At 68.5% G+C, this 18,392-nt stretch carries 20 protein-coding genes, 2 tRNA genes and 1 pseudogene; 17 read left to right on the top strand and 6 right to left on the bottom strand.

All coding sequences use genetic code 11. The features are described from left to right. Nucleotides 1-701: glutamate--tRNA ligase family protein (locus ACK42S_RS07510; protein ID WP_409705099.1), on the bottom strand; the 701-nt coding region annotated here is incomplete at its 3' end. Nucleotides 702-849: 148 nt separating this feature from the next. Here ACK42S_RS07510 and ACK42S_RS07515 point away from each other — a divergent pair. Both ACK42S_RS07515 and ACK42S_RS07520 read left to right on the top strand, forming a co-directional pair. Beyond that, nucleotides 850-984 (top strand): hypothetical protein, encoded by a 135-nt coding sequence (locus ACK42S_RS07515; protein ID WP_409705102.1) that lies wholly within the window; start codon nt 850-852, stop codon nt 982-984. Between the two features lie 174 nt (nt 985-1,158). Then, nucleotides 1,159-1,536 (top strand): hypothetical protein, encoded by a 378-nt coding sequence (locus ACK42S_RS07520; RefSeq protein WP_409705105.1) that lies wholly within the window; start codon nt 1,159-1,161, stop codon nt 1,534-1,536. 189 nt (nt 1,537-1,725) lie between these two features. Here ACK42S_RS07520 and ACK42S_RS07525 read toward each other — a convergent pair whose 3' ends face one another. After that, the gene (locus ACK42S_RS07525) at nt 1,726-3,234 is read right to left on the bottom strand and encodes a helicase HerA-like domain-containing protein (RefSeq protein ID WP_409705108.1); all 1,509 of its coding nucleotides are present in this window, start codon (nt 3,232-3,234) and stop codon (nt 1,726-1,728) included. A 117-nt stretch (nt 3,235-3,351) separates the two neighbouring features. On the opposite strand from ACK42S_RS07525, the gene ACK42S_RS07530 reads away from it, so the two are divergent. From ACK42S_RS07530 to rng, 8 genes are read left to right on the top strand one after another with little or no spacing between them, the layout of a single operon-like run. After that, complete coding sequence (locus tag ACK42S_RS07530; RefSeq protein ID WP_409705111.1) at nt 3,352-4,077, top strand: YebC/PmpR family DNA-binding transcriptional regulator; 726 nt, start codon at nt 3,352-3,354, stop codon at nt 4,075-4,077. A gap of 24 nt (nt 4,078-4,101) precedes the next feature. Then, nucleotides 4,102-5,385, top strand: coding sequence for a phosphoribosylamine--glycine ligase (purD, locus tag ACK42S_RS07535; RefSeq protein WP_409705114.1), 1,284 nt, complete (start codon nt 4,102-4,104; stop codon nt 5,383-5,385). Between the two features lie 5 nt (nt 5,386-5,390). Then, entirely contained in the window at nt 5,391-6,299 is a 909-nt protein-coding gene (hemF, locus tag ACK42S_RS07540) for an oxygen-dependent coproporphyrinogen oxidase (protein WP_409705117.1), read from the top strand. Between the two features lie 5 nt (nt 6,300-6,304). Beyond that, complete coding sequence (nadD, locus tag ACK42S_RS07545; protein ID WP_409705120.1) at nt 6,305-6,904, top strand: nicotinate (nicotinamide) nucleotide adenylyltransferase; 600 nt, start codon at nt 6,305-6,307, stop codon at nt 6,902-6,904. Nucleotides 6,905-6,926: 22 nt separating this feature from the next. Beyond that, nucleotides 6,927-7,634 (top strand): ribosome silencing factor, encoded by a 708-nt coding sequence (gene rsfS, locus ACK42S_RS07550; RefSeq protein WP_409705123.1) that lies wholly within the window; start codon nt 6,927-6,929, stop codon nt 7,632-7,634. Next, a complete protein-coding gene (gene rlmH / locus ACK42S_RS07555; RefSeq protein WP_409705126.1) occupies nt 7,631-8,098 on the top strand; it encodes a 23S rRNA (pseudouridine(1915)-N(3))-methyltransferase RlmH in 468 nt (155 codons plus the stop codon). Before rsfS ends, rlmH begins: the two co-directional genes overlap by 4 nt. A gap of 14 nt (nt 8,099-8,112) precedes the next feature. Further along, nucleotides 8,113-8,718 carry a Maf family protein gene (locus ACK42S_RS07560; RefSeq protein ID WP_409705129.1) on the top strand — a complete coding sequence of 202 codons (606 nt, stop codon included), beginning with the start codon at nt 8,113-8,115 and terminating at the stop codon, nt 8,716-8,718. Nucleotides 8,719-8,739: 21 nt separating this feature from the next. Beyond that, nucleotides 8,740-10,206, top strand: coding sequence for a ribonuclease G (rng, locus tag ACK42S_RS07565; RefSeq protein ID WP_409705132.1), 1,467 nt, complete (start codon nt 8,740-8,742; stop codon nt 10,204-10,206). 6 nt (nt 10,207-10,212) lie between these two features. On the opposite strand, the gene ACK42S_RS07570 is transcribed toward rng, so the two are convergent. Then, a complete protein-coding gene (locus tag ACK42S_RS07570) occupies nt 10,213-10,800 on the bottom strand; it encodes a peroxidase-related enzyme (RefSeq protein WP_409705135.1) in 588 nt (195 codons plus the stop codon). 262 nt (nt 10,801-11,062) lie between these two features. On the opposite strand from ACK42S_RS07570, the gene tolB reads away from it, so the two are divergent. The 7 genes from tolB (at nt 11,063) to ACK42S_RS07605 (ending at nt 16,057) form a co-directional block, all read left to right on the top strand. Further along, the gene (tolB, locus tag ACK42S_RS07575; protein WP_409705137.1) at nt 11,063-12,337 is read left to right on the top strand and encodes a Tol-Pal system beta propeller repeat protein TolB; all 1,275 of its coding nucleotides are present in this window, start codon (nt 11,063-11,065) and stop codon (nt 12,335-12,337) included. A 112-nt stretch (nt 12,338-12,449) separates the two neighbouring features. Then, a complete protein-coding gene (gene pal, locus ACK42S_RS07580) occupies nt 12,450-12,986 on the top strand; it encodes a peptidoglycan-associated lipoprotein Pal (RefSeq protein ID WP_409705140.1) in 537 nt (178 codons plus the stop codon). An 8-nt stretch (nt 12,987-12,994) separates the two neighbouring features. Continuing rightward, nucleotides 12,995-13,804, top strand: coding sequence for a tol-pal system protein YbgF (ybgF, locus tag ACK42S_RS07585; protein ID WP_409705143.1), 810 nt, complete (start codon nt 12,995-12,997; stop codon nt 13,802-13,804). 106 nt (nt 13,805-13,910) lie between these two features. Continuing rightward, the gene (locus ACK42S_RS07590) at nt 13,911-15,026 is read left to right on the top strand and encodes a YeeE/YedE family protein (RefSeq protein WP_409705146.1); all 1,116 of its coding nucleotides are present in this window, start codon (nt 13,911-13,913) and stop codon (nt 15,024-15,026) included. A gap of 3 nt (nt 15,027-15,029) precedes the next feature. Further along, the gene (locus ACK42S_RS07595; RefSeq protein ID WP_409705149.1) at nt 15,030-15,827 is read left to right on the top strand and encodes a ThiF family adenylyltransferase; all 798 of its coding nucleotides are present in this window, start codon (nt 15,030-15,032) and stop codon (nt 15,825-15,827) included. A gap of 38 nt (nt 15,828-15,865) precedes the next feature. Next, nucleotides 15,866-15,941 (top strand) — tRNA-Lys (locus tag ACK42S_RS07600). 40 nt (nt 15,942-15,981) lie between these two features. Next, nucleotides 15,982-16,057 (top strand) — tRNA-Lys (locus tag ACK42S_RS07605). A gap of 90 nt (nt 16,058-16,147) precedes the next feature. Here the strand turns inward: ACK42S_RS07605 and ACK42S_RS07610 are convergent. From ACK42S_RS07610 to ACK42S_RS07620, 3 genes and pseudogenes are all read right to left on the bottom strand, one after another. Continuing rightward, nucleotides 16,148-17,032 (bottom strand): sugar phosphate isomerase/epimerase family protein, encoded by an 885-nt coding sequence (locus ACK42S_RS07610; RefSeq protein WP_409705152.1) that lies wholly within the window; start codon nt 17,030-17,032, stop codon nt 16,148-16,150. An 8-nt stretch (nt 17,033-17,040) separates the two neighbouring features. Next, nucleotides 17,041-17,943, bottom strand: coding sequence for a VOC family protein (locus tag ACK42S_RS07615; protein WP_409705155.1), 903 nt, complete (start codon nt 17,941-17,943; stop codon nt 17,041-17,043). Nucleotides 17,944-17,955: 12 nt separating this feature from the next. Further along, nucleotides 17,956-18,392, bottom strand: a pseudogene (locus tag ACK42S_RS07620) (shikimate dehydrogenase); the annotation flags it as partial.

Here is an 18,392-nt window from a genome sequence, read left to right on the forward strand (position 1 = left end):
TTGCCGGTGTTGTGGTGCGTGGCGTGCTTGATGCGGTAGATGGCCGGGTCGCGCAGGTTGATGTTGGGCGAGGCCATGTCGATCTTGGCGCGCAGCACCATCGCCCCGTCGGGAAACCGGCCGGCGCGCATCTCCCGGAAGCGCTCGAGGCTTTCCTGGGGCGGGCGGTTGCGGTAGGGGCTGTCGATGCCCGGCTCGGTGAGCGTGCCGCGGTTGGCGCGCATCTGCTCGGGCGTCTGTTCGTCCACGTAGGCGTGGCCGGTCTCGATCAGGTGCTCGGCCGCGCGGTACATGAAGTCGAAGTAGTTGCTGGCGTAGTAGAGGTGGCTGGTGCCGTGGGCGTCCCAGCTCCAGCCGAGCCAGCGCACCGCATCGACGATGGCGTCGACGTACTCCTGCTCCTCCTTCTCGGGATTAGTGTCGTCGAAGCGCATGTGGCACACGCCGCCATACTCCTGCGCCAGGCTGAAGTTCAGCCAAATGCTCTTGGCGTGGCCCACGTGCAGGTAGCCGTTGGGCTCGGGCGGGAAGCGCATGCGCACCCGCGCCGGGTCGACCCCGCCGCGCTCCTGGTGGGCGCCGTCACCGGGGCCACCGGCCCAGCGGCGGCCGTGGTAGCGGCCCTGGAGCAGGTCGCGCTCGATCACCTGGCGCAGGAAGTTGCTGACTTTGGTCTCGTCTTTCGGGGCAGGGGCCGACATGGGGCAGGTGTGTGACTCGGTGTGACTGAACAGTCATTCTATCGAGCGGCTTCCCCCATCAGAGGGGGGGTGGATCCCCCTTTTGGTCGAGGCGCAGCCGGCGGCTGCGGCTTAGAGTCTCTGGGTGGACACACGACAGAGGTGCGCCATGGAAGAGCAGGACTTCGACAAGCAACTCACTGACACCCGGGGCGAGGTGATGGCCCTGTGGGCCGGGGTGGTGGGCCTGGTGCTGGTGGCCGCCCTGGGACTCGTGCTGATCGGCCTTCAGGTCCCGTGGTGAGTTCGTGCTCTCGGTTCGGGCCTGTGGCTGGGCCGATGCCCGTGCGCCCGGCCGGGCTCTATTGTTTGCAATTGCTTGCAAGGTAAAAAAAAGCGAATTCGGACCACCAAAGCGCCGGACGGTGCGTTAATTTGGCGAAGGCCCACCCGGAAGAAGGGCCGAAGGAGTAACGCTATGAACCGACGCACCGTCTTTGCCAACCTGGCCCTTGCGGCGACCGCCCTGGGCGCCGCCGCCCCGGCCCATGCCGACAAGGTTTACTGGTCCATCGGCATCAGCTCGCCCGGCGTGACGACCACCGTGTCCAACGCCCGCCCGATCTACCACGTCCCGCCGCCGGCGGTGGTCTATCCGCCGGTGGTCTACCACGCCCCCACCGTGGTCTACCCGGCGCCCGCGGTGGTCTACCGCCCGGCTCCGGTGGTCGTGCATCCCGCCCCGGTGGTGGTCTATCCCCACCCGCACGCCCATTGGAAGGAGCACAAGCACTGGCGGCGCCACCATCGAGAGTGGGAGCGGGCGCACTACGGTCGCCATCGCCACAACGATTGATTCCAGCCGCGGCTGGTCCGTCACATCGCCTTGAAGCGGTGGGCGTCGACGAGGAAGGTTTCAGGCGGCGGTCATGCACGCCCAGGTCCGGCGGCCTTGCCTTGAAGAAAACCGGCCTGGCCGACCAGCAGCAAGGCCAGCCCCAGGCTCAGCACGACGCCGAGGAGGCGACGCAGCCAGGGCATCGGCTCAACGGCGGCGGCCGCCCAGCAGCCCGCCCAGCACGCCGCGGATGATCTCGCGGCCCACGCTGCTGCCGATGGAGCGGGCGGCCGACTTGGCCAGGGCATCCACGACGCCCTCACGCCGGCCGCCGCGCGGGCCGGTGGAGCCGAACAGCACGTCGCTCAGGCTGCCGAGCACGCCGCCTCCGGCGCTGGACGACGCCGGGGCCGCCTCGGACTGGGCCCGCTCAGCCCCCGCCTGGGCACGGGCCTTGAGGTGCTCGTAGGCCGACTCGCGGTCTTGGACCTTCTCGTACACCCCGGCCACCAGCGAACGCTGGATGAGGGTGCGCCGCTGCTCGGGCGTGATGGGCCCGATCTGGCTGCCCGGCGGCAGCACGAAGACGCGCTCGGTCATGCTCGGGCGTCCCTTCTCGTCGAGGAAGCTGACCAGGGCCTCGCCCACGGCCAGTTCGGTGATGGCGGTCTCGAGGTCGAGCGCGGGGTTGGCGCGCATCGTGCTGGCGGCGGCCTTCACGGCCTTCTGGTCGCGCGGGGTGAAGGCGCGCAGCGCATGCTGCACCCGGTTGCCGAGCTGGGCCAGCACGGTGTCGGGCACGTCCAGCGGGTTCTGCGTCACGAAATACACCCCCACCCCCTTGGAGCGCACCAGGCGCACCACCAGCTCGATGCGCTCGATCAGGGCCTTGGGCGCATCCTTGAAGAGCAGGTGGGCCTCGTCGAAGAAGAACACCAGCTTGGGCTTGTCCAGATCGCCCACCTCGGGCAGGGTGTCGAAGAGTTCCGACAGCATCCACAGCAGGAAGGTGGCGTACAGCCGCGGGGCATTCATCAGCCGGTCGGCTGCCAGGATGTTGATGACGCCCTGGCCGCCCTCGGTCTGCATGAAGTCGCCGATGTCGAGCATGGGCTCGCCGAAGAAGCGGTCGCCGCCCTGTTCCTCGATGCGCAGCAGACCGCGCTGGATGGCGCCCACGCTGGCGGCGCTGATGTTGCCGTATTCGGTGGTGAACTGCCTGGCGTTATCGCCCACGAACTGCAGCATCGACCGCAGGTCCTTCAGATCCAGCAGCAGCAACTGGTTGTCGTCGGCGATCTTGAACACCAGCGTGAGCACACCTTGCTGCGTTTCGTTCAGCTCGAGCATGCGCCCCAGTAGCAACGGGCCCATGTCGCTGACGGTGGCACGCACCGGGTGGCCCTGTTCACCGAACACGTCCCACAGCGTGGTGGGGCACATCCAGGGCTCGGGCGCGCTCAGGCCCCGGTCGGCCAGGATCTTCGCCACCTTCTCGGGCAGGCTGCCACGCTGAGAGATGCCGGTGAGGTCGCCCTTGACGTCGGCCATGAAGACCGGCACGCCGATCTTCGAGAAATTCTCGGCCAGGGTCTGCAGGGTGATGGTCTTGCCGGTGCCGGTGGCCCCGGTGATCAGGCCATGGCGGTTGGCCAGGGCGGGCAGCAGGTGGCATTGGATGTCACCGCGCTGGGCGATCAGGAGAGGGTCGGCCATGGCAGTAAGGGGGGAGGGTGGCACAAGTAAAATCGCAGTCTATCCAACAAATCCACATTGCAGGCGCCGTGCCGGCGGTCTTTCCCGCCCGCGCCGCCTTCCAGGAGCATTCCGATCATGGCCGGACATTCCAAATGGGCCAACATCCAACACCGCAAAAGCCGCCAGGACGAAAAACGCGGCAAGGTCTGGACCCGCGTGATCCGCGAGATCATGGTGGCCGCCCGCCAGGGCGGCGGTGACCTGAGCGCCAACCCGCGGCTGCGCCTGGCCGTCGAGAAGGCCAAGGCGGCGAACATGCCTGCCGACACGATCAAGCGCAACATCGACAAGGCCACCGGCAACCTCGAGGGCGTGCAATACGAGGAGATCCGCTACGAGGGCTATGGCATCGGCGGTGCGGCGGTCATCGTCGATTGCATGACCGACAACCGCGTGCGCACGGTGGCCGAGGTACGGCACGCCTTCAGCAAGCATGGCGGCAACCTGGGCACCGAAGGGTCGGTGGCCTTCCAGTTCAAGCATTGCGGCCAGTTCGTGTTTGCCCCCGGCACCAGCGAGGACAAGGTGATGGAAGTGGCCCTGGAAGCCGGCGCCGAGGACGTGCTCACCGATGACGACGGCAGCATCGAGGTGCTGTGCGCACCGGCCGACTTCGAGGCCGTCCAGCAGGCTCTGCAGGCCGCCGGGCTGCAGGCTGAGGTCGCCGAGGTCACGATGCGGGCCGAGAACACCGTCGCCCTGCAAGGCGAAGACGCCGCGCGCATGCGCAAGCTGCTGGACGTGCTCGAGGATCTCGACGACGTCCAGGAGGTTTACCACAACGCCGAGATCAACGACTGATCCCGGACCACACGGACACCCCGAATGAAAGTTCTCGTCATCGGCGCCGGCGGCCGCGAGCATGCCCTGGCCTGGAAGCTGGCCCAGTCGGCGCGCGTGCAGACCGTCTATGTGGCCCCGGGCAATGGCGGCACGGCGCTGGACAAGCGCTTGCGCAACGTGCCGATCACCGACATCGCCGCGCTGGCCGACTTTGCCCAGTCTGAGAAGATCGCCCTGACGGTGGTCGGCCCCGAGGCCCCCTTGGCGGCCGGGGTGGTCGATGCCTTCCGCGCGCGCGGCCTGCGCATCTTCGGCCCCACGCAGGCGGCCGCCCAGCTCGAAAGCTCCAAGGCCTTCGCCAAGGATTTCATGAAGCGCCACGGCATCCCCACGGCGGCGTACGAGACCTTCAGCGACCCGGCGGCAGCCCATGCCTATGTGGACCGCCTGGGCGCGCCCATCGTGATCAAGGCCGATGGGCTGGCTGCCGGCAAGGGGGTGGTCGTGGCCATGACCCTGGCCGAGGCCCATGAGGCGGTGGATTGGATGCTGCTCGACAACAGGCTCGGCGTGCAGCACAACGCCGGCGGAGCCCGTGTCGTGATCGAGGAGTTCCTGCAGGGCGAGGAAGCCAGCTTCATCGTGCTGTGCGACGGCAGGAACGTGCTGCCGCTGGCCACCAGCCAGGACCACAAGCGCCTGCTCGATGCCGATGCCGGCCCCAACACCGGCGGCATGGGCGCGTACTCGCCCGCCCCGGTGGTCACGCCCAATGTGCATGCCCGCGTGATGCAAGAGATCATCGGGCCCACCATCGCCGGCATGGCCAGGGACGGCATCCCCTTCACCGGGTTTTTGTACGCGGGCCTGATGATCGATGCCGAGGGGCGCGCCAGGACGCTGGAGTTCAACTGCCGCATGGGCGACCCGGAGACCCAGCCCATCATGATGCGCCTGCGCAGCGACCTGCTGGAGGTGCTGCTGGCGGCCACCGACGGCACGCTCGACAAGGTCGAACTCGATTGGGACCGGCGTGTCGCCCTGGGCGTGGTGATGGCTGCCCACGGCTATCCGCTGAACCCGCGCAAAGGCGATGCCGTCGAGGGGCTGCCGCCCGAGGCTCCCGACGCCATGGTCTTCCATGCTGGCACCACGGTGGATGCCGACGGCCGGGTGCGGACCTCCGGTGGCCGGGTGCTGTGCGTCACGGCGCTGGGCGATTCCGTCAAGGCGGCCCAGCAGCGGGCCTATGAGGCCTTGCGGGGCATCCGCTTCGACGGGATGCAATATCGCAGCGACATCGGCTTTCGGGCCATCAGGCGGTGAGCGGGATGGACATCGCGGCCGTACGCCGATACCTGCTGGCATTGCAGGACCGCATCGTCACGGCTCTGGAGGCGGCCGACGGCCAGGCCTTCGTGCGCGACGCCTGGACGCGCCCTCCCGGCGAGCGTCTGCAGGGTGATGGCCTGACACGCCTGGTGGAGGAGGGCGGTCTCTTCGAGCGTGGAGGCTGCAACTTCTCACACGTGCGCGGCCCGCACTTGCCCCCTTCGGCGACGCAGCACCGCCCCGAGCTCACCGGTGCTGCGTTCGAGGCCCTGGGCGTGTCCCTGGTGCTGCACCCGCACAACCCCTATGTGCCGACCGTGCACATGAACGTGCGCATGCTCGCGGCCCTGCCCGAAGGAGCCGAGCCCGTCACCTGGTTCGGTGGTGGCATGGATCTGACGCCCTACTACGGCTTCGAGGAGGACGCGGTGCATTTCCACCGCACCTGCCGCGAGGCCCTGGCCCCCTTCGGCGACGACAAGTACCCGCGCTTCAAGCGCTGGTGCGACGACTACTTCTTTCTGAAACACCGCAACGAGCCGCGCGGCATCGGCGGCATCTTCTACGACGACTTCAACGAAGGCGGTTTCGACGCCGGCTTTGCGATCACGCGGGCCGTGGGCGACGCCTTTCTGGGCGCCTACCTGCCCATCGTCGAGCGACGCCGGGGCCTGCCCTACGGCCAGCGGGAGCGTGACTTCCAGGCCTACCGCCGCGGGCGCTATGTCGAGTTCAACCTGGTCTGGGACCGGGGCACCCACTTCGGCCTGCAGTCGGGCGGGCGCACCGAGTCCATCTTGATGTCGATGCCGCCGCTGGCGCAATGGCGCTATCGCTGGGCACCCGAACCGGGCACGCCCGAGGCGCGCCTGTACAGCGATTTCCTCGTGCCGCGCGACTGGGCCTGAACACCATGGACGCCCGGCGCGTGGGGCTCTTCGGCGGCAGTTTCGATCCCGTGCACAATGGGCACGTGGCGCTGGCCCGCCTGGCGCTCGCCCACCTGGCGCTGGACCGGGTGGTGTGGATCCCCGTGGGCCATCCCTGGCAAAAGGCCCGCCGGCTCGCACCGGCCGATCACCGCTTGGCCATGGTGCGCGCGGCAGTGGCCGACGAACCGCGCTTCTTGGTGGACGACTGCGAGATCCGCCGTCCGGGTCCGAGCTACACCCTGGAGACCGTGCACGAGCTGCGCGCGCGCTGGCCCGGGGTGCAAGAGTGGTTCCTCCTGCTGGGGGAGGACCAGTACGCCGGCCTGCCCACCTGGCATGGCTGGCAGGACCTGGTGCAGTGCGTCACGCTGGCCGTGGCGGCACGTGATGCCCGCGTGCCGGTGCCCACCGGGGCGCTGCGAGCGGTGCCCCACCGCCTCGAGGTCCTGCCCTTGCCGACCTGGCCCGTCTCCTCGACCCTGGTGCGGCAACGCTTGGCGGCAGGCCAGGACGTGGACGCCCTGGTCCCCCCCGCGGTGGCACGCTATATTGCTTGCCATCGCCTCTATCTCACCGACTGACACGCCGAACTGCCCCCCCTCAATGGACATCCGCAAACTGCAACGCGCCATCGTCGATGGCCTGGAAGACGTCAAGGCCCAGGACATCGTGGTCTTCAACACCGAACATCTCTCGCCGCTCTTCGAGCGGGTGATCGTGGCCTCGGGCACCTCCAACCGCCAGACCAAGGCCCTGGCCGCCAGCGTGCGCGAGGAGGTCAAGAAGCAGGGCTTCCCCGTGATGCGCACCGAGGGTGAAGACAATGGCGAGTGGATCATCGTCGACTGCGGGGCGGCCGTGGCCCACATCATGCAGCCGGCCATCCGCCAGTACTACAACCTCGAGGAGATCTGGGGTGACAAGCCCGTGAGGCTCAAGCTTGGCGGGACCAAGGCCCTGCCCAAGGCCAGCGAACCCGAGGGGCCGGCGCCGGCCGGGAAGGCGGCTGCCGCGAAGAAGGCCCCCGCAGCGAAGAAGGCGCCCGCTGCGAAGAAGGCCCCCGCTGCGAAGAAAGTGCCCGCCAAGAAGGTCGCCGAGAAGACGGCGGCCAAGACCGTGGCGAAGGCCCCGGCGGCCAAGAAGGCGGCCGGCAGGACGACACGCACCAGCGGCACCGTCTCACGCAGCACGCCGGCCCGCTCCAGCCCGGGCCAGCCGGCCGCCCCCCGGACGGCGGCCAAGAAGGTCGTCACGAAGACCGCGGCCGCCAAGGCGCCCGCGAAGAAGGTGGCCCCGCGCAGGAAGGCATGAAGCTCGTCGTCGTCGCGGTCGGCCAGCGCATGCCGGGCTGGGCCGAGACGGCGTATGAGGACTACGCCCGGCGCTTCCCGCCCGAGCTGCGTCTGGAGCTCAAGGCCGTCAAGACCGAACCCCGCGGCTCCAGGACGGTCCAGACCCTGCTGGCCGCCGAGCGATCGCGCATCGAGGCGGCCTGCCCCAGGGGCGCGCGCACCGTGGCGCTCGACGAGCGCGGCGACCGGCTCACCACCCAGCAACTGTGCGCACGCCTGAAGGCCTGGATGCACGACGGCCGCGATGTGGCCCTGCTGATCGGCGGGCCCGACGGGCTGGACCCGGCCCTGCGCGACGCCGCCGACGAGCGCATCCGGCTGTCCGATCTGACCTTGCCGCATGCCATGGTGCGCGTGCTGCTGGCCGAACAGCTCTACCGCGCCTGGTCGCTGATGGTGGGTCACCCGTACCATCGGGAATGAGCATCGATCCCCGCATGAAAGCCGACTTCATCTACCTGGCTTCTCAGAGCCCCCGCCGCCGCCAGTTGCTCGACCAGATCGGCGTGCCCCACGAACTCCTGCTGCCCGACGCGGACGAGGACGCCGAGGCCCTCGAAGCCGTGCGTGCGGGGGAGTCTGCGCTCGACTACGTGCAGCGTGTCACCCGTGCCAAGCTCGAGGCCGCACTCGCGCGCCTGGCGCGCCGCGCCTTGCCTGCCGCGCCGGTGCTGTGCGCCGACACCACGGTGGCCCTGGGGCGGCGCATCCTGGGCAAGCCGGCCGACGCCGCGCAGGCGCGTGAGATGCTGATGGCCCTGTCCGGACACGAGCACCGGGTGCTGACGGCCGTGGCCGTGGGGCTGGGACACCGGCGCGAACTGCTGCTCAATGTCTCGCGTGTGCGCTTCATGCCCCTGGCGCCCGATCAGATCGACCACTACGTGGCCAGCGGCGAACCCGTGGGCAAGGCCGGGGCCTACGCCATCCAGAGCCGCGCAGCCTTGTGGATCGACCGCATCGTCGGCAGCTACTCCAGTATCATGGGGCTGCCCCTGCACGAGACCGGCCTGCTGCTGCAGCGCTTCGGCGTGCGTTTCTGACGTGAACGGCTCGAGCGCTGCATGCAAGACATCCTGATCAACTGGTCCCCTCAGGAAACCCGTGTGGCCATCGTCGAGAACGGGGCTGTGCAGGAGCTGCACATCGAACGCACGCTCGAGCGCGGCCTGGTGGGCAACATCTACACCGGCAAGGTCGCCCGCGTGCTGCCGGGCATGCAGTCGGCCTTCATCGACATCGGTCTGGAGCGCGCCGCCTTCTTGCACGTGGGCGACCTGGTCCATCGCAACGGCAACGGCGACGGTCAAGCTTCCACACCGATCGAGAAGCTGGTTTACGAAGGCCAGAGCCTCACGGTGCAGGTGATCAAGGACCCGATCGGCACCAAGGGCGCACGCCTGTCGGCGCAGATCAGCATCGCTGGCCGGCTGCTGGTGTACCTGCCCCACGACGACCACATCGGCATCTCGCAGAAGATCGGCTCGCCGGAGCTGCGCGAGCAGTTGCGCGCGCGCATGGCCCGGCTGGTTGGTCAACCCCAGGACGGCGGCGGTGGGGGATTCATCCTGCGCACCAACGCGGAAGACGCCACCGACGAGGAGCTGGCGGCCGACATCGCCTATCTGCGCAAGACCTGGAGCGGCGTGCGCGAGCGCTCGTTCAAGAGCCCGCCCGGGACCTTGCTCTACGAGGACCTCAACCTCGCGCAGCGGGTGTTGCGCGATCTCGCCGGCGAGGACACCCAGTCCATCCGCATCGATTCGCGCATGCAGTTCGAGGCCTTGCAGGCCTTCGGCCGCGAGTTCACGCCCGGGGCGGTGCACAAGCTCGAGCACTATCCGGGCGAACGGCCCATCTTCGACCTCTACAACATCGACCAGGAGATCGAGCGCGCACTGGCGCGGCGCGTGGATCTCAAGTCCGGTGGCTACCTCATCATCGACCAGACCGAGGCTTTGACGACCATCGATGTCAACACCGGCGGCTATGTCGGCGCGCGCAATTTCGACGACACCATCTTCAAGACCAACCTCGAGGCGGCCCAGGCCATTGCGCGGCAACTGCGCCTGCGCAATCTGGGCGGCATCATCATCATCGACTTCATCGACATGGTGCGCGAGGAGCACCAGGAGGCGGTGCTCGCCGAACTGCGGCGCCAGCTCGCGCGAGACCGTGTCAAGATGACGGTGAGCGGGTTCACGCAACTGGGCCTGGTCGAGATGACGCGCAAGCGCACCCGCGAATCGCTGGCCCACATGCTGTGCGAGCCCTGTCCCACCTGCCAGGGCAAGGGCTCGGTCAAGACGCCGCGCAGCGTGTGCTACGACATCTTGCGCGAGATCCTGCGCGAGGCGCGCCAGTTCAATCCCAAGGAGTTCCGCGTGGTGGCCAGTGCAGCCGTGGTCGAAATGCTGCTGGACGAGGAAAGCCAGCACTTGGCCGGCCTGAGCGACTTCATCGGCAAGCCCATCTCGCTGCGCACCGAGCCCACGCTGTCGCCCGAGCAGTACGACATCGTGCTGCTGTGAGTGGCCTCACCCCTTGCTTCGAGGCACCCGCCCCATCAGGTAGAACTCATCATTGGGCCTCAGGCTGATCAGGTTGGCCATGCGGTTGGACAGACCGAACAGCGCGGTGATCGCGCCGATGTCCCAGATGTCCTCGTCCGAGAAGCCATGGGCGTGCAGCGCCGCGAAGTCGGCCTCGACCACCTCGTGCGAACGCAGGCAGACCTTGAGGGCAAAGTCCAGCATGGCCTGCTGGCGCGGGCTCAGGTCGGCCTTGCGGTGGTTCACCGCGACCTGGTCGGCCAGCAGGGGCTGCTTCTCGTACACACGCAGGATGGCACCGTGAGCGACTACGCAGTACAGACAGCGGTTCGCGCCGCTCGTGGCCACCACGATTATCTCTTTCTCGCCCTTGGAGAGCCCCGACTCGCGCAGCATCAGCGCGTCGTGGTAGGCGAGGAAGGCTCGGCATTCGTCGGGACGGTGCGCCAGCGCCAGGAAGACGTTGGGCACGAACCCGGCCTTGTCCTGGACTTCCAGAAAGCGTTGGCGCAGGTCCTCGGGCACGTCGACGAGTTCGGGCACGGGGTAGCGGCTGATCGGGGCAAGGGCCATGATGGGGCAGGGATGCGGGGACACAGCGCCATTATCGGGAGCGCCCGGACGCAGTCTCCCCCGGGTCTGCCCGGGGCCTTCGTTGGGAACTGTTGCATCTGCACGCGCGCGGCAGCGCCCGCACAGGCGACAATAACAGGTTGGCGCCGATGGAACCTGTCGGCACAGACAGGTTCACACGCCAGGAGGGTGCGCGGCCGCCGGCGGCCTGCGTGGTCGACGGCCGGGTGTGCGCCGAAACAGCAGAAGTCCAAGGAGTTCGATGACGATGTGGTCCCGACGTTCCTTCATGGCCGTGCCGGCCGCCGTGGCGGCCTGGCCGGCCATGGCGCAGTTCCGGGTCGACATTTCAGGCGTGGGCGCCACCCAGTTCCCCATTGCGGTCGTGGCCTTCGACGGCGAGGCCGGACGCACGCAGCAGGTCTCGGCCATCGTGCGGGCCGACCTGGAGCGTTCCGGCCAGTTCCGCATGGTGCCCACCGACGGGGCGGTGCTCAATGAGCGCGCGATGCCGGTGATGACCGCATGGCGCACCCGTGGGGCCGATGCCCTCGTGGCCGGCAGCATCACCCGGCTGGCCGACGGCCGCGTCGACGTGCGCTTCAAGCTCTGGGACGCCGTGCGAGGACAGGACCTCGGCGGCGAGGCCCATGCCGTGGCCGATGCCGACCTGCGCCTGGCGGCCCACCGCATTGCCGACTATGTCTACGAGAAGCTCACTGGCGAGCGCGGCGTCTTCGCCACCCGCATCGCCTACGTGACCCAGGCCGCACAGCGTTACACGCTGTGGGTAGCCGATTCCGACGGCGAGGGCGCCCAGGTGGCGCTGTCCAGTGCCGAACCCATCATCTCCCCGGTCTGGTCGCCCGACGGCCGCGAGCTCGCCTACGTCTCCTTCGAGACGCGCAAGCCCGTGGTCTACACCCAGGAGGTGGCCTCAGGCCAGCGGCGCGCCATTGCCAGCTTCAAGGGGTCGAACAGCGCACCGGCCTGGTCGCCCGACGGCCAACAGGTCGCCGTCGTGCTCACGCGCGATGGCCTGTCCCAGATCTACACCGTCCAGCGCGGTGGTAACAATCTGCGCCGGCTCACCACCAGTGCCGGGATCGACACCGAGCCGGTCTACACGCCCGACGGGCGCCAGATCTATTTCGTCAGCGACCGTGGAGGCAGTCCGCAGATCTACCGCATGGCGGCCTCGGGCGGCGCAGCCGAGCGCGTGACCTTCGGCGGCAGCTACAACATCAGCCCCGCGATCAGCCCGGATGGCCGCTGGATGGCCTACATCACCCGCGACGGCAATGCCTTCCGGCTGCAACTGATGGAGCTGGCCTCGGGCACCGTGACCGCCCTGACCACCACGGCGCACGACGAGAGCCCGAGTTTTGCGCCCAACAGCCGGCTCATCGTCTATGCCACGCGCCAGAACGGCCGCAACGTGCTGATGACCACCACGCTGGACGGCCGCATCAAGGCCACCTTGCTGTCCAACCGGGGGGACGTGCGCGAGCCCGCCTGGGGGCCCTACGGACGATGACCCCGTTCCCATCACGCTTCCGTGTCAGCCTGGCGAGCCGGTGCTGCGTTGACGACACCGGCACCTGCGGGGTGCTTTTGTGCTTCTGATGTCATTCCAAGGAGAAAAGTCCATGAATCTGCGTTCCCTGGCCAAGTTCAGCGGCACCGTGCTGCTGTCGGTCGTTCTGGCCGCCTGCGGCTCCAATGTCAAGCTCGATGAAACGCCGGTGGAATCGCGCACGGCCACCCCGGTGGCCGGCGGCACCGGTCAGGCCCAGTCCCAGGTCTCGACGGTCACGGCCCCCGGCGGCTCGGGCAGCCAGCTCGACGCGGCCAGCCAACTGGCCCGCGTGATCTACTTCGACTTCGACAGCTACGTGCTCAAGGAGGAGTTCCGTCCCACCGTGGCCGCCTATGCCCGCCTGCTCACCGCCGATCCGAACCGCCGTCTGATGATCGAGGGCCACACTGACGAGCGCGGCGGCAGCGAGTACAACCTGGCCCTGGGTCAGAAGCGCGCCGAGGCCGTGCGCCGCGCGCTCGAACTGCTGGGCGTGCGTGAATCGCAGCTCGAGGCCGTGAGCTATGGCAAGGAGCGCCCCGCCGTGGCCGGCTCCAACGAGGAAGCCTGGGCGAAGAACCGCCGGGCCGAACTGATCCTGCGCTGAGAACCCTGATGTCGAACTCCCTGAGCCGATGCCTTCGGGCGGCGCGGTGGCCGCGCCTGGCGCCCCTGGGGGCCACCATGGTCGTGGCCACGGCCCTGTTCGTTCCCACCGGGGCGCAGGCCCTGTTCGGTGACGATGAGGCGCGTCGGGCCATCCTCGATCTGCGCCAGCGCTTTGACCAGGCTGCTGAGGCCCAGCGGGCTGAGCAGGCGCGTTCGGCCGAGCAGTTCGACCAGTTGCGCCGCAGTCTGCTGGAGCTGAACACCCAACTCGAGCTGATGCGCGGGGAGATCGCCCGCCTGCGCGGCCGCAACGAGGAACTCGCGCGCGAGATCGCCGAACTGCAGCGGCGCCAGACCGACCTCGCGCAAGGCATCGACGAGCGCATCCGCCAGGTCGAGCCGCAGCGCACGGTGGTCGATGGCAAGGAGATCCTCGTCCGGCCGGACGAGCGGCGCGACTACGAGGCGGCGCTGGACATCTTCCGAAAAGGGGACTTCAACAACGCAGCGGCGGCCTTCACGTCCTTCCAGCGCCGCTACCCGGGCAGCGGCTACACCGAGTCGGTGCTCTATTGGCTGGGCAACGCCCATTACGGTCGGCGCGACTACAAAGAGGCCCTGGCCGCTTTCCGTCAGCTCGTCACCACGGCCCCGGAGCACCCTCGGGCCCCCGAGGCCTGGCTGTCGATCGCGATGTGCCAGATCGAACTCAAGGACCGTCCTGGCGCCCGCCGCACGCTGGAAGACCTGATCAAGAACCACCCGCAGTCCGAGGCGGCACGCGAGGCCCGCGAGCGCCTGGCCGCCCTCAAGTAGCGCAGCCGGCCTGGGCCCCGGGGGCCTTCAGCCTCGGGCTTGCGCCCGGGGGCGTTCCCGTAGTGGACCCCCGGCTTGCGCCGGGGGCGTGCCTACAATCCGGCCCATGCAAGACATCGACCTGTCCTTCCTCACAAGCCAGGTGCTGTGGGCCGCCTTCGCACTTGCGGCGATCTTCGGTGCCATCGCACAACGCACCCATTTTTGCACCATGGGGGCGGTGTCGGACATCGTCACGATGGGCGACTGGACGCGCATGCGCATGTGGGTCATGGCCATGGGGGTGGCCATCATCGGATTCAATGCCATGGTCGGCCTGGGTTGGGTGTCGGCGGCCGACACGCTTTATGCCGGGCCACGCCTGATCTGGCTGTCAGCCCTGGTCGGTGGGCTGCTCTTTGGCTTCGGCATGGTGCTGGCCTCGGGCTGCGGCAGCAAGACGCTGGTGCGCATCGGCGCGGGCAACCTCAAATCGCTGGTGGTCTTCTTCGTGCTCGGGCTGGCGGCCTTCGCGACCTTGCGCGGCATCACCGGCGTGCTGCGGGTGAACACCGTCGATGCGGTGCATCTCGAACTGCCCGCCGGCCAGGATCTGCCCAGCCTGGTGAGCAGCCTCACCGGATGGGGCCTGCCGGCGTCGGCCTGGAGTCTCGGCCTGCTCGTGGGCGGGGCCTGTCTGGCCTGGGCCTGGGCGCGGCCCGAGGGCCGCAGCGGCAACACCCTGCTGGCCGGGCTGGGCATCGGCGCGGTCATCGTCGGGGTGTGGTGGGTGTCCGGACGGCTGGGTTTCGTGGCCGAACATCCGGACACCCTGGAGGCCGCCTTCCTGGCCACCAACTCGCGGCGCATGGAGTCGCTCAGTTTCGTCGCCCCCTATGCCTACGTGCTGGACTGGCTGATCTATTTCAGCGACACCAGCAAGACGCTCACGCTGGGCATCGTCACCTGTGCCGGCGTGGTGGCCGGTTCGGCCGTTCAGGCGCTGGCCAGCGGCACCTTCCGCTGGGAGGGCTTCCGCGATGCCGAGGACACGGCCAATCACCTGGTGGGCGCGGGGCTGATGGGCGTGGGCGGCGTCACGGCGATGGGGTGCACGATCGGCCAGGGCTTGTCGGGGATCTCGACGCTCTCGCTGGGCAGCTTCCTCGCGCTGGCCGGGATCCTGGGCGGTGCAGTGCTGGCCTTCAAGTACCAGACGTGGCGCCTGGAGCGCAGGGCCTGAGGCATGGGGCAGGTCGCATCCTGGGTGGACGGGTCTACCGACAGTCTCGGCCCCGATCTCGAGCGCCGCTTCGGCGGCCTGAGCCGTTTGTACGGCCAGGCGGGCTATCGACGCATCCGTGCCGCGAGGGTGGCGGTGGTGGGCGTGGGCGGTGTGGGCTCCTGGGCGGCCGAGGCCCTGGCCCGCAGCGGTGTGGGCGAACTGGTGCTCGTCGACCTCGACCATGTGGCCGAGTCGAATATCAACCGCCAGATCCAGGCCATCGATGCCACCTTGGGTCAGGCCAAGGTGTTGGCCCTGCGCGAGCGCATCGCCGGCATCCACCCGGCGTGCCAGGTGCATGCGGTCGAGGCGTTCGTCGAGCCGGGCAACTGGCCTGCGCTGCTGGATGGGCGCGCCATCGATGCCCTGATCGACTGCTGTGACCAGGTGCGTGCCAAGCAGGCCCTGGCGCAATGGGCGCTGGCACAGCGCAAGCTCGCGCATGTCTGCGTGGGGGCGGCGGGGGGCAAGCGCCATGCGCACCGGGTCGATCTGGCCGATCTCGCCGAGGTCACCCATGATCCCTTGCTTGCCTCCCTGCGCCAGCGGCTGCGCAAGGAAGGCCGGGTGCCGCGCCAGGGGCGCATCGGGGTGGCCTGCGTGTACTCGCGCGAGCCCGTCGCGCGGCCCGATGCGGCCTGCGCCACCGATGGCAGCCTGAACTGCCATGGCTACGGTTCCGTGGTGTCGGTCACGGCCACCTTCGGACTCGTGGCGGCGGGGGCCGTGCTCGACCGGCTGGCCACCGACGCGACTTGATACACCTACCGATTCATGTCTATAATCAAAGGCTTTCCGGGTCGTTAGCTCAGTCGGTAGAGCAGCGGACTTTTAATCCGTTGGTCGCAGGTTCGAATCCTGCACGACCCACCACTTGGCTTTGATGACTTTGTTGAGGTCCGGTGGGGTGCTCGGGCTCTTAGCTCAGTTGGTAGAGCAGCGGACTCTTAATCCGTAGGTCGTAGGTTCGAATCCTACAGGGCCCACCAAGATATCAGGGCCGGCAGATCGTTCATCTGCCGGCCCTTTGCCTTTGCGGGCCCCAATGGTGTGGGCCCTTTGCTTCAGACTCGCACGGGTCAGACCGCGCCGCGCAGGCGCAGCCGATTGGGCACGGGCGTGGAGCGGCGCAGCACGTCCTCGGCGAGCCAGACGGCCGAGCGGCGTGCGCGCTGTGCCACGATGGGCAGGGGCAGTTGCTGGTAGTCGTCGTTGAAGACCTCGAAGCTGTAGTCGCCTCGATAGCCCAGGCGGTCCAGGCGCACGACGATCTCGGCCAGTGCGTCGGTGTGCACGCCTTCTCCGGGGAACACCCGGAAGTGCCGCGCGGTGGTCATGCGCTCTTCGAAACTGCGCACCTCGTTCCACAAGAAGTCGGAAAGCTGCACCAGGAAGATCTTGCGCGCATCGATCTCGTCGAGTGCGTCGAGCGCAGTCTTCGCCGCCAGGAGGTGGTAGGAGTCGATGGCCAGCCCCAGGTTGGCACGGTCGGCCCGGCACACCACATCCCAGGCCGTGGTGTACTCGTTGATGTGGCGCCCCCAGGACAGGCCTTCGTAGGCCACCTTGATGCCCAGCGGCACGGCCAGCGTGGCCAGCTTACGCAGGTCGCGCGCCAGATCGTCGGGGTCGGCGCTGGCGTGCTGTGAGGTGGATGAGCACGCCAGCAGTACCTTCGCGCCCAGCGCGTGGCACATCTCGAGCATGCCTTTGGCAATGTCGACCTTGTAGTCGTGCAGGTGACCCGACAAGCCCTCGAAGTCGCGCAAGACCTGAAAGCCCGTCACGCGCAACCCACTGGCCCGAACCTCCTGCACGGCCGCGCGCCAGCCCTCGGGATGGCCGACCAGATCGCGTGCCGACAGCATGATCTGACCGAAGCCGGCTTCGCGCACGGCACGCAACTTGGCGCGCAGGTCGCCGGCCAGGGTGATGGTGTCCATCCCGAAGTCGTCGATGTGCATGGTGGGCCTCATGGGGCGGGGAGCGGGTGGTGCACGAGTTCGAAGGCCACGCTGCCCAGCAGCGTCTGCGTCAGGGCGCCACGGTCCTCGGTGTGCACGCCGCTGGATTCGACGAAGGCCATGCCGCGGCGCGTGAGTTCGCGCACGGCTTGGCGCACGTCGGGGGTGCCGAAGGCCACACGGTGCAGGGTCTCGTCCGGATCGGCCTCCACCGCATCCAGCTCGGGCTCGATGAGCTGCAGGTAGAACTGTCCACAGGGGCTGGCCAGCACACGCCCGCGGGGGAGGATGCCGAAGCGGGTCTCGTCGGGCAGTGCGGTAAAGCCAAAGAGCTCGCCATAGAACTCGGTCCAGTCGTCCAGCCGGTCCAGGCCGACGTACTGCACCACACCGAACCAGTGCAGGCCGGCCACGGCGGGCGGATGGCGGTCCACCGTGGGGATCGGCACGAAGTCGACGTCGTAGATCGAGAACTCGCGGTAGCGATCGACGAAATACAGCCGACTGTGGCCCACGCCATGCAAGGCCGGGATGTGCAGCTCCATGGGCTGGGGCTGCGCGGGCACGGGCCAGCCGCCGCGCTCGATCGCACGGCGCCAGGCTGCGCCGGCATCGCGCACGCGCAGCGCGATGGCCGCGATCTCGGGGGCATCGCCCGGTTGCACGGCCTCGGGCAACCCTTCGGCGTGGGCATTGATGACGATGTTCATCGAGCCCTGGCGATACAGCAGCACCTCGCGCGAGCGGTGCCGCGCGATGGGCCGGAAGCCCATGGTCTCGAGCACCTGCCCCAGGGCCTGAGGCCGGCGCGTGGCGAATTCGATGAACTCGATGCCGTCCAGCCCCAGCGGGTTGGGCGGCTCGTCGATGGCTTCGCGGTTGCGCGGGTTCGAACTGGCCGATGCCATCATGCCGATCTCCTTTCAGTCACCGCAACGTTGCGCCACGAGATGCCGGAAGTGCGCTTCCATGCGCTGCGCGTCGGGCGTCAGGCCGGTGAAGAGCTCGAAGGCACCCACGGCCTGGCCGATGGCCATCCCCCCGCCGTCCACGGTGGGGCAGCCGATGCGTCGGGCCGCTTTGAGCAACTCCGTCTCGAGCGGGAAGTAGACGACCTCGGCCACCCACAGCGTGGGCCGCAGGAGTTCGACCGGCAGCGGCAGGCCGGGCAGCTTGTCCATGCCGGTGGGGGTGGCATGCACGAGACCGCTGGCCCGCTGCAAGGCGTGTGCGATGTCGGAGTCGGCGCGGGTGCGGCCGGCGCCGTGAAGGGCGTTGAGTGCGTCGGCCAGGGGACCGGGGGGGGGGGGGTCACAGGCCACCAAAAACCACCGCATTGCGCCCCCAAACAAAACCAGGT

The sequence above is a fragment of the Caldimonas sp. genome (assembly GCF_046289365.1).
GTDB lineage: Bacteria > Pseudomonadota > Gammaproteobacteria > Burkholderiales > Burkholderiaceae_C > Caldimonas.

Excerpts from the sequence above, each read along its gene's own strand:
- ACK42S_RS07520 (WP_409705105.1), top strand. The coding sequence starts at position 1,159 with ATGAACCGACGCACCGTCTTTGCCAACCTGGCCCTTGCGGCGACCGCC.
- rng (WP_409705132.1), top strand. The coding sequence starts at position 8,740 with ATGCAAGACATCCTGATCAACTGGTCCCCTCAGGAAACCCGTGTGGCC.
- rlmH (WP_409705126.1), top strand. The coding sequence starts at position 7,631 with ATGAAGCTCGTCGTCGTCGCGGTCGGCCAGCGCATGCCGGGCTGGGCC.
- ACK42S_RS07525 (WP_409705108.1), bottom strand. The coding sequence starts at position 3,234 with ATGGCCGACCCTCTCCTGATCGCCCAGCGCGGTGACATCCAATGCCAC.
- ACK42S_RS07610 (WP_409705152.1), bottom strand. The coding sequence starts at position 17,032 with ATGCACATCGACGACTTCGGGATGGACACCATCACCCTGGCCGGCGAC.
- ACK42S_RS07560 (WP_409705129.1), top strand. The coding sequence starts at position 8,113 with ATGAAAGCCGACTTCATCTACCTGGCTTCTCAGAGCCCCCGCCGCCGC.
- ACK42S_RS07615 (WP_409705155.1), bottom strand. The coding sequence starts at position 17,943 with ATGATGGCATCGGCCAGTTCGAACCCGCGCAACCGCGAAGCCATCGAC.
- ACK42S_RS07530 (WP_409705111.1), top strand. The coding sequence starts at position 3,352 with ATGGCCGGACATTCCAAATGGGCCAACATCCAACACCGCAAAAGCCGC.
- ACK42S_RS07515 (WP_409705102.1), top strand. The coding sequence starts at position 850 with ATGGAAGAGCAGGACTTCGACAAGCAACTCACTGACACCCGGGGCGAG.
- rsfS (WP_409705123.1), top strand. The coding sequence starts at position 6,927 with ATGGACATCCGCAAACTGCAACGCGCCATCGTCGATGGCCTGGAAGAC.
- hemF (WP_409705117.1), top strand. The coding sequence starts at position 5,391 with ATGGACATCGCGGCCGTACGCCGATACCTGCTGGCATTGCAGGACCGC.
- purD (WP_409705114.1), top strand. The coding sequence starts at position 4,102 with ATGAAAGTTCTCGTCATCGGCGCCGGCGGCCGCGAGCATGCCCTGGCC.
- nadD (WP_409705120.1), top strand. The coding sequence starts at position 6,305 with ATGGACGCCCGGCGCGTGGGGCTCTTCGGCGGCAGTTTCGATCCCGTG.
- ACK42S_RS07570 (WP_409705135.1), bottom strand. The coding sequence starts at position 10,800 with ATGGCCCTTGCCCCGATCAGCCGCTACCCCGTGCCCGAACTCGTCGAC.
- pal (WP_409705140.1), top strand. The coding sequence starts at position 12,450 with ATGAATCTGCGTTCCCTGGCCAAGTTCAGCGGCACCGTGCTGCTGTCG.
- ybgF (WP_409705143.1), top strand. The coding sequence starts at position 12,995 with ATGTCGAACTCCCTGAGCCGATGCCTTCGGGCGGCGCGGTGGCCGCGC.
- ACK42S_RS07590 (WP_409705146.1), top strand. The coding sequence starts at position 13,911 with ATGCAAGACATCGACCTGTCCTTCCTCACAAGCCAGGTGCTGTGGGCC.
- ACK42S_RS07595 (WP_409705149.1), top strand. The coding sequence starts at position 15,030 with ATGGGGCAGGTCGCATCCTGGGTGGACGGGTCTACCGACAGTCTCGGC.
- tolB (WP_409705137.1), top strand. The coding sequence starts at position 11,063 with ATGACGATGTGGTCCCGACGTTCCTTCATGGCCGTGCCGGCCGCCGTG.